This window comes from Nocardia sp. GCM10030253 (assembly GCF_042675075.1).
Taxonomy (GTDB): domain Bacteria; phylum Actinomycetota; class Actinomycetes; order Mycobacteriales; family Mycobacteriaceae; genus Nocardia.
Map to the genome: position 1 here is coordinate 121070 of NZ_JBHTDL010000006.1, position 12515 is coordinate 133584.

14 protein-coding genes are annotated in these 12515 nt (G+C 66.1%); 4 read left to right on the top strand and 10 right to left on the bottom strand.

The features are described from left to right. Positions 1 to 45: 45 nt before the first annotated feature. Complete coding sequence (gene rpsA / locus ACFQZZ_RS12820; RefSeq protein WP_378678750.1) at positions 46 to 1518, bottom strand: 30S ribosomal protein S1; 1473 nt, start codon at positions 1516 to 1518, stop codon at positions 46 to 48. Positions 1519 to 1799: 281 nt separating this feature from the next. Between rpsA and ACFQZZ_RS12825 the strand changes: the two genes are divergently transcribed. Further along, positions 1800 to 2651 (top strand): class I SAM-dependent methyltransferase, encoded by an 852-nt coding sequence (locus ACFQZZ_RS12825; RefSeq protein WP_378678752.1) that lies wholly within the window; start codon positions 1800 to 1802, stop codon positions 2649 to 2651. A gap of 78 nt (positions 2652 to 2729) precedes the next feature. Here ACFQZZ_RS12825 and ACFQZZ_RS12830 read toward each other — a convergent pair whose 3' ends face one another. After that, positions 2730 to 3038 carry a hypothetical protein gene (locus tag ACFQZZ_RS12830; protein WP_378678754.1) on the bottom strand — a complete coding sequence of 103 codons (309 nt, stop codon included), beginning with the start codon at positions 3036 to 3038 and terminating at the stop codon, positions 2730 to 2732. 115 nt (positions 3039 to 3153) lie between these two features. Here ACFQZZ_RS12830 and ACFQZZ_RS12835 point away from each other — a divergent pair, with 115 nt between their 5' ends. Then, entirely contained in the window at positions 3154 to 4197 is a 1044-nt protein-coding gene (locus ACFQZZ_RS12835) for a LuxR C-terminal-related transcriptional regulator (protein WP_378678757.1), read from the top strand. A gap of 73 nt (positions 4198 to 4270) precedes the next feature. Here ACFQZZ_RS12835 and ACFQZZ_RS12840 read toward each other — a convergent pair whose 3' ends face one another. After that, complete coding sequence (locus tag ACFQZZ_RS12840) at positions 4271 to 4474, bottom strand: cold-shock protein (RefSeq protein WP_378678760.1); 204 nt, start codon at positions 4472 to 4474, stop codon at positions 4271 to 4273. 101 nt (positions 4475 to 4575) lie between these two features. Next, positions 4576 to 5175: a TetR family transcriptional regulator gene (locus tag ACFQZZ_RS12845; RefSeq protein ID WP_378678762.1), complete on the bottom strand. Its 600-nt coding sequence runs from the start codon at positions 5173 to 5175 to the stop codon at positions 4576 to 4578. Positions 5176 to 5218: 43 nt separating this feature from the next. Between ACFQZZ_RS12845 and ACFQZZ_RS12850 the strand changes: the two genes are divergently transcribed. Continuing rightward, positions 5219 to 6139, top strand: coding sequence for an SDR family NAD(P)-dependent oxidoreductase (locus ACFQZZ_RS12850; protein WP_378678765.1), 921 nt, complete (start codon positions 5219 to 5221; stop codon positions 6137 to 6139). Between the two features lie 83 nt (positions 6140 to 6222). On the opposite strand, the gene ACFQZZ_RS12855 is transcribed toward ACFQZZ_RS12850, so the two are convergent. The 3 genes from ACFQZZ_RS12855 to ACFQZZ_RS12865 all read right to left on the bottom strand — a co-directional run bounded on the left by ACFQZZ_RS12855 (position 6223) and on the right by ACFQZZ_RS12865 (position 8774). Then, positions 6223 to 6375 (bottom strand): toxin-antitoxin system HicB family antitoxin, encoded by a 153-nt coding sequence (locus tag ACFQZZ_RS12855; protein WP_378678767.1) that lies wholly within the window; start codon positions 6373 to 6375, stop codon positions 6223 to 6225. Positions 6376 to 6384: 9 nt separating this feature from the next. Then, positions 6385 to 7269: an SPFH domain-containing protein gene (locus ACFQZZ_RS12860; protein WP_378678770.1), complete on the bottom strand. Its 885-nt coding sequence runs from the start codon at positions 7267 to 7269 to the stop codon at positions 6385 to 6387. A 131-nt stretch (positions 7270 to 7400) separates the two neighbouring features. Beyond that, on the bottom strand, positions 7401 to 8774 hold the full coding sequence (locus ACFQZZ_RS12865) for an FAD-binding oxidoreductase (RefSeq protein ID WP_378678773.1): 1374 nt from the start codon (positions 8772 to 8774) through the stop codon (positions 7401 to 7403). 71 nt (positions 8775 to 8845) lie between these two features. Between ACFQZZ_RS12865 and ACFQZZ_RS12870 the strand changes: the two genes are divergently transcribed. Next, positions 8846 to 9748: a LysR family transcriptional regulator gene (locus ACFQZZ_RS12870; RefSeq protein ID WP_378678776.1), complete on the top strand. Its 903-nt coding sequence runs from the start codon at positions 8846 to 8848 to the stop codon at positions 9746 to 9748. A gap of 106 nt (positions 9749 to 9854) precedes the next feature. Here ACFQZZ_RS12870 and ACFQZZ_RS12875 read toward each other — a convergent pair whose 3' ends face one another. Genes ACFQZZ_RS12875 through ACFQZZ_RS12885 form a run of 3 tightly spaced genes read right to left on the bottom strand, consistent with a single transcriptional unit; the run spans position 9855 to position 12487 of the window. Further along, positions 9855 to 10661 carry an amino acid ABC transporter ATP-binding protein gene (locus ACFQZZ_RS12875; protein ID WP_378678778.1) on the bottom strand — a complete coding sequence of 269 codons (807 nt, stop codon included), beginning with the start codon at positions 10659 to 10661 and terminating at the stop codon, positions 9855 to 9857. Then, positions 10658 to 11620: an amino acid ABC transporter permease gene (locus ACFQZZ_RS12880; protein WP_378678782.1), complete on the bottom strand. Its 963-nt coding sequence runs from the start codon at positions 11618 to 11620 to the stop codon at positions 10658 to 10660. The genes ACFQZZ_RS12875 and ACFQZZ_RS12880 overlap by 4 nt, the downstream gene beginning before the upstream one ends. Before the next feature lie 3 nt (positions 11621 to 11623). After that, positions 11624 to 12487, bottom strand: coding sequence for an ABC transporter substrate-binding protein (locus ACFQZZ_RS12885; RefSeq protein ID WP_378680492.1), 864 nt, complete (start codon positions 12485 to 12487; stop codon positions 11624 to 11626). Between the last annotated feature and the right edge of the window lie 28 nt (positions 12488 to 12515).

Genomic DNA, 12515 nt, shown 5'->3' on the forward strand with positions numbered 1-12515 from the left:
CCGGTCCAATACGGACCGAGGCCTTCGTGCGTGTGTCTACCTGAATCAGGCGTTGCCGGAGAGCTTCTCCCGCAGAGCCGCCAGCTGCGCGTCGCTGGCCAGCGAACCACCGGCCGACTCGGACGAGCTGCTGGAGGAGGCAGCCTGCGAACCGCTCTCGGAGGAGTAGTTCGACGAGCCGCCACCGCTCGCGGCCTCGGCCGCGGCGTCGGCCGCCATCTTCTCCATCTGCGCGGTGTGCATCTTGTGGCGACGCTCCGCCTCGGCGTAGCGGCCTTCCCACTCTTCGCGCTGCTTGTCGAAGCCTTCGATCCAGTCGTTGGTCTCGGAGTCGAAGCCCTCGGGGAAGATGTAGTTGCCCTGCTCGTCGTAGCTGTCGGCCATGCCGTACTTCGACGGGTCGAACTCGGCGTGGTAGTCCTCGTTGGCCTGCTTGAGGCTCAGCGAGATCCGGCGACGCTCCAGGTCGATGTCGATGACCTTGACCATCGCGTCGTCGCCGACCGCGACAACCTGGTCCGGGACCTCCACGTGGCGCTCGGCCAGCTCGGAGATGTGCACCAGGCCCTCGATGCCCTCTTCGACACGCACGAACGCACCGAACGGAACCAGCTTGGTGACCTTGCCCGGGACGATCTGGCCGATCGCGTGGGTGCGGGCGAACTGACGCCACGGGTCTTCCTGAGTCGCCTTGAGCGACAGCGAAACCCGCTCGCGGTCCAGGTCGACGTCGAGAACCTCGACGGTGACCTCGTTGCCGACCTCGACGACCTCGGACGGGTGGTCGATGTGCTTCCAGGACAGCTCGGAGACGTGCACCAGGCCGTCGACGCCACCCAGGTCCACGAAGGCACCGAAGTTGACGATCGAGGAGACCACACCCTTGCGGACCTGGCCCTTCTGCAGCTGGTGCAGGAACTCGCTGCGGACCTCGGACTGGGTCTGCTCGAGCCAGGCGCGGCGGGACAGGACCACGTTGTTGCGGTTCTTGTCCAGCTCGATGATCTTGGCCTCGATCTCCTTGCCGACGTACGGCTGGAGGTCGCGGACACGACGCATCTCGACGAGCGAGGCGGGCAGGAAGCCACGGAGACCGATGTCGAGGATCAGGCCGCCCTTGACGACCTCGATGACGGTGCCCTTGACGGCCTCGTCCTTCTCCTTGAGCTCCTCGATGGTGCCCCAAGCGCGCTCGTACTGAGCCCGCTTCTTCGACAGGATCAGGCGGCCTTCCTTGTCCTCCTTGGTGAGAACGAGGGCCTCGACCTCATCACCCACGGAAACGACCTCATTCGGGTCGACATCGTGCTTGATGGAGAGCTCGCGGGAAGGGATGACGCCTTCGGTTTTGTAACCGATGTCGAGCAGGACCTCGTCGCGGTCGACCTTGACGATGGTTCCTTCGACGATGTCGCCGTCGTTGAAGTACTTGATCGTTGCGTCGATGGCGGCGAGGAAATCCTCGGCGGAGCCGATGTCGTTGACGGCTACCTGCGGCGAGGTGACGGTGGTGGGCATATGTCGGTTTGCTCCGGACGGATTGTGGTCGGTTGCGGACATTGGAACTTTCGGTACGCTGCGAACTCACCGCGATGACGCGACGTGACGGACATAATGAACGTACCGCACGGCAAAGCCTGTGAAACTCAGCGCGGGTGCTCTGCTACCTCACCTGTTACTTCAGCCCCTTCTGAGGACATCGGTACGGCAGTACAGAAGGCACTCGCGCGTTCAGCGTACGCGACCTTGGTCCGGCCGGGCAAACCGGTCCCGACGCCACGCCGGACTACGCTGACCGCGTGTCGGAAGATCGCCATGCGCAAGCAAACACACTGCTCGGAACGGCCGGGACCGCGCGCACCCGGATCGGCTCGGAGGCCAGCCAGCAGGCCAGCAGACGCTGGTGGGATGCCGACGCCACCCAGTATCACGAGACCCACGCCGATTTCCTCGGCGTCGACTCCCCCGATGGCGAGTTCGTCTGGTGTCCCGAGGGTCTGCACGAGGGCGATATGCATCTCCTCGGCGAGGTTGCCGGCAAGCGGATTCTGGAGGTCGGCTGTGGTTCCGCACCCTGCTCGCGATGGCTTGCCGGGCAGGGCGCACACCCGGTCGGCCTGGATCTTTCGAGGGGCATGTTAGAGCGCGGCGTGGCCGCCATGGCCCGCGGCGGACCCCAGGTTCCGCTGGTCCAGGCGGGCGCCGAGTCGCTGCCCTTCGCCGACGCCGCCTTCGACCTGGCCTGCTCGGCCTTCGGCGCGATCCCCTTCGTCGCCGACTCGGCGCAGGTGATGCGCGAGGTCGCCCGCGTGTTGCGGCCCGGCGGTCGCTGGGTGTTCTCGGTGAACCACCCGATGCGCTGGATTTTCCCGGACGACCCGGGCGAGGCCGGTCTGGTCGCCTCGATCCCCTACTTCGACCGCACCCCCTATGTAGAGGTCGACGACGAGGGCAAGGCGACCTATGTCGAACACCACCGCACCATCGGTGACCGGGTCCGCGAAATCGTCGCCGCGGGCCTGATCCTCGAAGACATCATCGAACCCGACTGGCCGGAATGGCTCGATCGCGAATGGGGGCAATGGAGCCCGCTGCGGGGCGAATTGTTCCCGGGCACCGCCATTTTCGTCACCAGGAAGCCGACGACCTGATCGGGCCGCCACCACCAGACAAGGCCGCACAGCCAGATAGGCCCATCGTCCGGCATTCGCCCGACGATGGGCCTTGGTTTATCCGGCCGGGCTCGCGGCGGGCGCAGGTTGGTCTACGACTTCAACCAGGTGGGTTTCGTGGGCAATCAGCAGCGCCTGTGATTGCGGGGTCGCAGTGACCTTGCGGAGGTCGTCGCGAAATGATTCGGCGTAGGCGCGTGAATCGAAGTCCAGGTCGATGAAAACACGGTCGGGTGCGTCGACGAGTCTGCCGATCCGGTACGAACGAACATTGCGTTCGGTGCGGAACTGGTCGAACTTGTCGAAAACCGCCTTCCAGGTATCGAAATCGTGCACGGTGTTGTCGACATGCAGGGTGGTTGTCATGGTTGCCTCCGTGGCTCGGGTGGCCTGCGTCGTGTGGCCTACGAGAAGAAGCCTGCGCGTTCTCGCGCCGCGGAAACATCCCTGATCCTGGGGATCTTCGCCCTACACTGAGCGCGTGCCGAGCACGCGCGAGCTACTCGACCGGGTCGAGCGTCGGTGTCACAGCGATCTGACCGCGAAGCGGTTGCGCGAGGTGGTGCTGGACGAGGTGCGCCGCACGATCGCCTTCGACGGGCACGTCTTCGCGCTCACCGACCCGGTGACCCGGGTGGCCACCTCGCCGCTGGCCGACGTGCCCGGCCTGCAATGGCCACGGCTGCCCGAGCTGATCCGGCTGCGCTATCTGACCAGGATCAATCGTTGGCCCGACCTGCTGGATGCCGGTGCGGGCGCGAGCTCCCTGCTGCGTTCCACCGGGGGCGATCCCGCACGGTCGCTGATGTGGAACGACGGCCAGCGCGAACTCGGGGTGGTCGACAGCGCCACACTGGCATTCGGCGATCGGCATGGCTGCTGGGGATTCCTCGAGCTGCTGCGGACCTCGTCGCCGCCGTTCACCACCGCCGAGCTGGCCGCGCTCTCCGCGCTGGCCGGGACTGTCACGCTCGGGCTGCGCCGGGCGCTCGGTCGCACCTTCGTCGCGCCCGCCGACCAGCTACCGCGTGTCGGTCCCGCTGTGGTCATCCTCGGCCCTGACCTACACGTCCGCACGCAGACCGAGGCCGCTGCACTGGCATTGCTCCGCCTGAACCCGCCGGACGAGCCGATGCCGCCGATTCCGGCCTCGGCCTACAACGTCGGCGCCGCCCTGATCGCCGCGGAACACGATCTCCCGGTCGGCCCGGCATGGTCGCGGATCAATCTGGGTGGCAGCCGGTGGGTAACGGTGAAGGCCGATCGCATCGGCGGCGATATCGCCGTGTCCATCGAGCCGAGCACGCCCGAAGAGCGAATGGACCTATTCGCCCGCGCGCACGCGCTGTCGGCCAGAGAATCCGAGGTGCTCGCGCTGCTCGCCGCCGGTTTCGATTCCCGGCGGATGGCGGCGGAGCTGGTGCTGTCCGAGCACACGGTCAACGACCATGTGAAGGCGATCCTGGCCAAATGCGCAGCACCGACCCGGCAGACATTGCTGTCGCGGGTGCTCGGGATCGCCTAGCCTCGGTCACCCGAAGACCTGTGCGCCGTCGGGGATTCCAGACCCACCAGCGACGCACAGGCTTCGAAGTACCTCAGAGCGGCCGCACGTTTTCCGCCTGCGGGCCTTTCTGGCCCTGGGTGACGTCGAACTCGACCCGTTGGTCGTCGTTCAGGCTGCGGAAGCCGGAGTCGGCGATCGCGCTGAAGTGCACGAAGACGTCCGGCCCTCCGTCATCCGGAGCAATGAAGCCGAATCCCTTGTCCGCATTGAACCATTTGACAGTGCCCTGCATCATCACTCCCGCCGTTGGAATCTATGACCGAACGTCCTGATACTGCCTGGTCTGTTGGCAGATTCCCAGCATTTGGCGCCGTGCTGCGCGGCTCGAGTTCAGCGCTACGGCGCCGCGGCAGGCTCTGACCTGCCGAATTCCGCCAGCAGCGCGGCGCGGGCGGCCGCGATGTGCGCACCGAGATCGCCGCCGGAATTCAGCCAGATCTGATATCCCGCGAAGAAGCAGGACATGCCGACCTTGGCCCACAGCAGCGGCCGCACATCCGCCCCGACCTCGACGCCCATCCGTAGCGCGAGATGCTCGGCGACGAGCGATTCGATGGCGTTGCGCTTGGCCAGTTCCCTGGCCTGCAGGGCCGGATTGGCGGCGATCAGCGCGTCTCGCGCGCGGGCGTCGGCGAGTCGGTCGGCGAATCGCAGGACCATCGGGCCGATCACCGCCGCCAGCGTGGTCTCCGGGGACTCACCCGCGGGACGCTCGTCGAGTAGTGCGGCCAGTTCCTCGCGATGGTCGTCGTCCTCGGCGAAGAGCAGTTCGTCCTTGCTCGCGTAGTAGCGATGCAGGGTTCGAGTCCCTACATCGGCTTCGGCGGCGATGTCGGCGACAGTCACGGCATCGAATCCGCGCGCGACGAACAGCCGCAGCGCGGCGTCCGCGATCGCTCGCCTGGTCCGTTCCTTCTTTCTGTCCCGCAACGACACCGGCATATTGTCACACAGCCCGCCACATGGCAGACTGTGCCATATGACAACGAGTGACAGAACTGTCGTGATCACCGGCGGGACAAGCGGACTCGGCCGCGAATGCGCAAGGACACTCGCCGCGGACCCACGGTGGACAGTCATCGTCACCGGACGCGACGCCGATCGGGCACACGCGAGTGCGGCCGCCATCGGCGCGCGCGGGGCCGCCCTCGACCTCGCCTCGCTCACATCCGTCACACGTTTCGCGGCCGAGTTGCGCGGCGCCGGATTGCCACCACTGCACGCCCTGGTGTGCAATGCCGGGCTGCAGTTCACTCGGCGCAGCTACACCGAAGACGGCGTGGAAGCCACGTTCGGCGTCAACCACCTCGGGCACGTCGCCCTGGTACGGGCGTTGCTCGATGATCTGACCGCGCCCGGGCGGATCGTGTTCGTCAGCTCCGGGACCCACGATCCCGACCAGTTCACCGGAATGCCGAACCCGCTCATCACCTCGGCCAGGGAACTCGCCTACCCGCCCGCGGCGACCGAATCCGGGCAGCGAGACGGGCGCCGCCGATACAGCACATCGAAACTGGCCAACCTGCAAACCGCCTATGAGCTCGCCAGGCGGCTCGGGCCGCGCGGAATCATGGTCAATGCGTTCGATCCGGGACTGATGCCGGGGACCGGACTTGCCAGAGACGCAGGGAAGATGGTGCAGCTGCTGTGGCGCACGGCGGCACGAGCATTGGTCGCACTACCGGGAGTGAATACGCCCGCCAAATCAGGTGCCGATCTCGCCTGGCTGGTCACGGATCCGTCGGTCGCCGACGTGACCGGCCGCTACTTCGTTGGGCGCACCGAGCGGCCGTCGTCGACAGCGTCCTACGACATCGATGTGCAGCATGCCCTGTATGCCGACAGTGTCGAGTTGCTGGATGAGCTCGCCGTGGACGCGGCACGACCCGAGCACCCGTGACATCGAGAATCCCCGCCACCACGGGTTCCAGCGGGTGCCGGAATCTCGGGTGACGGGGACTGCGTGACCGGGCTTCGCCTGCGTCACTTCGGTTTGCGGCCCGCCTGCTCCAACGCGCGCCGCAGGGCATATTCAATCTGTGCGTTGATGCTGCGCAGGTCGTCGGCCGCCCATTTGGCGATGGCGTCGTGCACTGCCGGGTCGAGGCGAAGTAAAAGCTTCTTCCGTTCAGCCATCGCTGTGACTCAGGAGTAGATGGATCCGGTGTTGACCACGGGCTGGATTGCTCGATCGCCGCACAGGACGACCAGGAGGTTGGACACCATGGTGGCCTTTCGCTCCTCATCGAGTTCGACCGTGCCCTGCTCGGTGAGCTTCTCCAGCGCGAGACCGACCATGCCGACGGCGCCTTCGACGATGCGGGTACGGGCGGCCACCACCTGCGCGGCCTGCTGACGAACGAGCATGGCCTGGGCAATCTCGGGGGCGTAGGCGAGGTGGGTGATCCTGGCCTCGAGGACCTCGATGCCGGCCATCTCGGTACGTTCCCGCAATTCGACGGTCAGCTCTCCGGCCACCTCGGCACCGTCACGCAGGCTGGTGCGATCGGCGTCGTGCGCGTCGTAGGGATGAGTGGTCGCCAGATGCCGGACCGCGGCCTCGGACTGGGTTTCCACATACTCCTCGTAGTCGTCGACGGCGAAGGCGGCCTTGAAACTGTCGACCACGCGATAGACGACAACCGCGGCGATCTCGACCGGGTTACCGTCCGCGTCGTTGACCTTCAGCTTCTGCGTCTCGAAATTGCGTACTCGCAGCGAAATACTGCGGCGATCCGTCAGCGGCACCACCGAGAAGAAGCCGGGTTCGCTCACCGAGCCGATGTAGCGGCCGAAGAACTGCACCACCTTCGCCTCATTGGGGTTCACCACGGTCAGCCCCGTCGCCAACAGCAGCAGCACAACCACGATGACCGTCGCGACGATCGCGCCGACCAGCGCGGGCACATTGCCGCCCCGCCCTGCGATCACGTAGCCGATTACGGCACCGCCGCCGAACAAGATCGTGAGCACCAGCCAACCCAACAGCACAAGAAAGCCGTTGACGCGGAACGCGGCCCGAAACTCCATAACATCCTCCGAGGTATCAAAGTGATATCACAATGCTAGCACGGCGGCGGCCGGGACTTACGGGCCGGAAGCCTCGGGGCGGGGGCCGTTTCGGCGGGGCGAGCACCTGGGGCGCGTGAAGTGCTGCGCGGTCAGTGGGCCGGGGTGATGTTGCGGTTGAAGCGAAACATGTTGCGGGGGTCGTAGTTTGCCTTCAGAGTGGCCAGCCGGGTGTAGGTGTCGGGGGTGTAGCCGGTGCGAGTCTGGCCCTCGGTTGCTGCGGCACCGGCTCCGTAGAGGAAGTTGAGGTTGTGGCCGAGCGTCCAGGGGACCAGGGCCGCGCGGACTACCGCGTGGTCCGCGGGAGCTGTTGCGCCGCTGCCGGGTTCGGGCATCGTGATGACGCGAACGAGGTAGTCGGCGTCGCGGTGGTCGACGGCGACCCCAGCCGGGCTCGGCCTGCGCAGTGCGCCTCCGAGGTGTCGGATGTCGACAACGGCCAGGATCGGCGCTTCCGGGCCGGTGACGGCGAGCAACGCAGCCAGGGTTTCCTCGGTCAGCTCGGTGAGGAGCGCGTTGGTGGCGGCGTAGGCGTGCGGGTGGTCGGGGTCGCTGTGGATGGCGTGTGACTCGGTGTAAGGCATGGTGCGCAGATCGTCCTTCAGCCGGTCGCCGATCGCGCGGAGCGGGGCCACCAGCTGCTCGCCTTCCTCGGCGGGGCCGTTGTAGGCGATCCGGAACGACGCGACATAGCGGCCGCGCAGCGGCTCGGGAACCTGGGGGATGTTCGGGAAGGTCAGCATGGCGACGGTCGAGGTCAGTTGCTCGGGAATCGTTGCGGTCCACCGCCGCCACACATCCAGAGCCCGCTCGACCAACGGGGTGTCGAAAACCAGCTGACCGCCGTACACGGTGGTCACCGGCACCAGCTCCATTTCCAGCGCGGTCACCACGCCGAAGTTGCCGCCGCTGCCGAGCACCGCGCCGAACAGCTCGTCGCCGGGGACGAGAGTACGCATCCGCCCGTCGGCGGTGACCAGCTCGATGACCCGCACATGATCGGCCGCGTAGCCGAATTCCCTTGCCAGCAAGCCGAGTCCACCACCGAGGCTGTAGCCGACGACGCCGACCGACGGTGACGAACCGTTCAGCGGCGCGAGGCCGTGCCGTGCCGCTGCCTCGACCAGCGCGCCTGCCCGCACCCCGGCCGCGACCCGTGCGGTACCGGCAACGGGGTCGATCCGGATATCGGTCATCCGCCGGGTACTGATCAGCACACCGCCGTCGGCCGCCACCGACAGCCCGTGCCCGGTGGCTTGTACCGCCACCGGAAGTCCCCGGCGTGCCGCGTATTCCACCGCGCTGCGCACGTCCTCGGCGTGTACGGCGCCGACGACGAGCGTCGGCCGGTGGGAGTACGCGGCCTGGAAGCCCGCGATCTCCTCCTCGTATCCCGCGTCGCCGGGACGGAAGACCGGGCCGGTGAAGGTGTCGATGTCGATGATCTGATCTGCGGTGTTTCCCATGACTTAGACGATGCCTGCGCACGAATGAGAAGTACAACAGATAGTTCTGCTTGCCTCTATAATCACCCGTTATGGAACTGCGTCAGCTTCGGTACTTCGTCACCGTCGTGGAAGAGGCCAATTTCACCCGTGCCGCGGCCCGACTGCACCTGGCCCAGCCCGGACTGAGCGCACAGATCCGCCAGCTCGAACGCGAACTCGGTCAGCGACTGCTCGATCGCGGCAGCCGGTCGGTGACCCTGACCGAGGTCGGCGCGGCAGTGCTGCCGCATGCGCGGGCCGCCCTCGCCGCGACCGAGCGGATCACGCGGACCGTGGACGAATTCACCGGCCTACTGCGCGGACACGTGCGGGTCGGCTGCATATCCGGCACGGCCACCGAGGATTTCGACATCTCATCGGCGCTGGCGGACTTCCACGATGATCATCCCCAGGTCGGTATCAGCCTGACCGAGGACACCTCCGAACGGATGCTGGCCGCCGTGCGGCACGGTGAGCTGGACATCGCCCTGGTCGGATTGACCGGAGCGGACCTCGATGCCGAGCTCGGTGTCGAGGTCGTGCTCGACACCCCGATCGTCGCGGCCGTCGCACTCGACGGACCACACCGAACGGGGATCCCCCTCGGCGAGCTGCGCGACCACCCACTGATTTGCCTGCCGCGCGGCACCGGCATTCGCGGAGTATTCGACCGCGCTTGCGCCGCAGCGGGATTCGAGCCCGATGTGGTGTTCGAAGCGGCCGCACCGCCGCTGCTGCTGCGGCTGGCCGCCCGCGGCCTCGGCATCGCGGTAGTGCCCGCGCTGACGCCGGAGGAAGCCGGGGCGTTCGGAGTGCGGGTACTACCGATCACCGAGCCGGACCTGCACGGCAGGCTCGCACTCGCCTGGCGGCGTGACCCGCCGGGCAGTCCTGCCGCCAAAATCCTGCTTGGTCAGCTCCGAATCGGCTTGGCGCGCACGAAGACTACATAGCGTGCGCGGCATTGTCGTCTGTCACCCGAACGCAAGCGAGGACCCTCGCGCTCACCGGAATGCGGGGCGGCGGGTCCTCGCTCGAGCGAAACAGCTGGGTGTGGCACTACAGCAGCCGTGACAGGAACGCTTTGGTGCGGGCCTCCTGCGGATTGGCCAGCACCTCGCGCGGCCTGCCCGCTTCGACAACCACACCGGCGTCCATGAACACCAACTGATCAGCAACCTCACGAGCGAAACCCATTTCGTGGGTGACGACCACCATCGTCATGCCCGAGGCCGCCAGCTCGCGCATGACGCCGAGCACCTCGCCGACCAGTTCCGGATCCAGTGCCGAGGTCGGCTCGTCGAACAGCATCAGTTTGGGGTCCATCGCAAGCGCCCTGGCGATCGCGACGCGCTGTTGCTGGCCGCCCGACAGCTGTGCGGGATAGGCATTCGCCTTGTCCCCCATGCCGACTCGATCCAGCAGCTCGTGCGCGCGGGCCACCGCGTCGGCTTTGCGCACCTTCTTCACCTGTGTCGGCGCCTCGATGATGTTCTCCAGCGCCGTGCGATGCGGAAACAAGTTGAAATGCTGGAACACCATACCGATATCACGGCGCTGTTTGGCCGCGTCGCGCGGATGCAGCTCGTAGAGCTTGTCGCCCTTTTCGCGGTAGCCGATGAGATCGCCGTCCACATAGAGCCGGCCCGCGTTCACCCGCTCGAGGTGGTTGATGCAGCGCAGGAATGTCGATTTGCCCGAACCCGACGGGCCGATCATGCACAACACCTCGCCGCGCGCGACCTCCAGCGAAATACCCTTGAGTACCTGTAGCGCTCCGAAGTTCTTGCACACCTGGTCCGCAACGATCATCGGGAGCCGGTCGGCCTTTTCGACAGCGGAGTCCTTGTCGATGTCGACGGTCATTTCGCCTTCACAATCTGTTGCGCATCGGCCAACTCCTGCAACTGCTTCGCGGTCAACTGCCGCGATACACCACGTGAGTAGTAGCGCTCCAGGTAGAACTGGCCGACCATCAGCACGCTGGTGATCGCGAGATACCACGTGGCAGTGACCAACAGCAGCGGAATCGGCTGGAAGTTCACACCGTAGATATCGCGCGCCCGGCCGAAGAGGTCAGTTGTCAGCGGGAGCGCGGTGACCAGCGAGGTGGTCTTGAGCATGCCGATCAGCTCGTTGCCGGTCGGTGGGATGATCACCCGCATCGACTGCGGCAGCACGGTCCTTCGCATCGTCTGCGCCCAGGACATGCCGAGCGCGGTAGATGCCTCACGCTGTCCATCACCAACGGAATTGATTCCGGCACGGACGATTTCGGCCATGTACGCGGCCTCGTTGAGACCGAGACCGATCACGGCGAAGGTGAATGCCGCCTGCAGGTCCTGCACGTTGAGTTCGATCAGCTGCGGCCCGAACGGAACGCCGAGGAAGATCTGCTTGTACAGCGAAGGGAACAGACCCCAGAACACCAACTGCACGTAAACCGGTGTGCCGCGGAAGATCCAGAGATAGACCCACGCCGTCGCACGCAACACCGGGTTGGGTGAGAGGCGCATCACGGCGAGCACCGTGCCCAGCGAGACGGCGAGCGCCATCGCGAGCACGGTCAACTCGAGTGTGACCACCGCACCGGAGACAATCCTGCTGTCGAACAAGTACTTGCCGTAGGTGTCCCACCGATAGGCGGGGTTGGTCTTGGCGCCGTAGGCGAAGAGCCCGACCAGAATCAGAATGATCGTCGCGGCTATCCACCGACCGGGACGACGCAGCGGCACCGCCTTGATCGGATCCGGCTGCGACGATGCGGCTGACCCGCCGGGACCGGCATTATCGCCGGGCACCGACGGGGTGTCCTGTGAAGCCATCGATCAGCTCTCTGCGCCGTTGATGACCGACTTGGTGATCGCGCCTTCCTGTACGCCCCAATTCTTGGTGATCTCGAGGTATTTACCGTTGTCGATCAGGTGCTGCACCGCGGCCTGCAGGGCCTTGCCGAGAGCCGAACCCTTCGGGATCGCCCAGCCGTACGGCGCGGAGTCGAACACCGCACCGGCAGCCTCGATCTTGCCGTCGCTCTTCTTGATCGCGTACGCGGTCACCGGGGAGTCCGCGGACATGGCGTCGACCTGGCCGAGCACCAGGGCAGTGGTGGCCGCGCTCTGCTCGTCGAAGGGCTTCTTGTCGATGGCGGGCTTACCCTCGGCCAGGCACTTCTCACTGCGCTTCGGGATCTCGTCGGTGTCCTGGACCGTGGTGGCCTGCACAGCGACCTTCTTGCCGCAGGCGTTGTCCGGATCGACCGGCTTGCCCGTCTGCTGCGCCCACTGGGTGCCGGCCTTGAAGTAGGTGGTGAAGTCGACGCTCTGCTCGCGTTCCTTCGAGTCGGTGATCGAGGACATACCGACGTCGTAGGTGCCCGCCTGGATCGCGGGGATGATCTTTTCGAAGGAGGACTCGACGTAATCGGTCTCGAGGCCGAGCGTGGCGGCGACCGCGTCCAGTAGGTCGACGTCGAAGCCGACGATCTTGCCGCTCGGGTCCTTGTACTCGTTGGGCTGATAAGGAATGTTCACCCCGACGACGAGCTTGCCGGACTGCTTGATCTTGTCAGGCAGCTGCGCGGCGATCGCGTCGACCTTGTCGACGCCGCCTACCTTCGCGACCTCTGGCGAAGAGTCCTCGGTATTACTACATCCGGATAGCACCAGCACGCCGCCTGTGACGACGCACATCGCCTGCAGGGCGCGCCTGCCAAGAACC

What these genes read in the sequence shown, in the direction of transcription:
- ACFQZZ_RS12880 (WP_378678782.1), bottom strand. Translation starts at nt 11,620, where the DNA reads ATGGCTTCACAGGACACCCCGTCGGTGCCCGGCGATAATGCCGGTCCC.
- ACFQZZ_RS12850 (WP_378678765.1), top strand. Translation starts at nt 5,219, where the DNA reads ATGACAACGAGTGACAGAACTGTCGTGATCACCGGCGGGACAAGCGGA.
- ACFQZZ_RS12860 (WP_378678770.1), bottom strand. Translation starts at nt 7,269, where the DNA reads ATGGAGTTTCGGGCCGCGTTCCGCGTCAACGGCTTTCTTGTGCTGTTG.
- ACFQZZ_RS12885 (WP_378680492.1), bottom strand. Translation starts at nt 12,487, where the DNA reads ATGTGCGTCGTCACAGGCGGCGTGCTGGTGCTATCCGGATGTAGTAAT.
- ACFQZZ_RS12875 (WP_378678778.1), bottom strand. Translation starts at nt 10,661, where the DNA reads ATGACCGTCGACATCGACAAGGACTCCGCTGTCGAAAAGGCCGACCGG.
- ACFQZZ_RS12870 (WP_378678776.1), top strand. Translation starts at nt 8,846, where the DNA reads ATGGAACTGCGTCAGCTTCGGTACTTCGTCACCGTCGTGGAAGAGGCC.
- ACFQZZ_RS12865 (WP_378678773.1), bottom strand. Translation starts at nt 8,774, where the DNA reads ATGGGAAACACCGCAGATCAGATCATCGACATCGACACCTTCACCGGC.
- ACFQZZ_RS12840 (WP_378678760.1), bottom strand. Translation starts at nt 4,474, where the DNA reads ATGATGCAGGGCACTGTCAAATGGTTCAATGCGGACAAGGGATTCGGC.
- ACFQZZ_RS12830 (WP_378678754.1), bottom strand. Translation starts at nt 3,038, where the DNA reads ATGACAACCACCCTGCATGTCGACAACACCGTGCACGATTTCGATACC.
- rpsA (WP_378678750.1), bottom strand. Translation starts at nt 1,518, where the DNA reads ATGCCCACCACCGTCACCTCGCCGCAGGTAGCCGTCAACGACATCGGC.
- ACFQZZ_RS12855 (WP_378678767.1), bottom strand. Translation starts at nt 6,375, where the DNA reads ATGGCTGAACGGAAGAAGCTTTTACTTCGCCTCGACCCGGCAGTGCAC.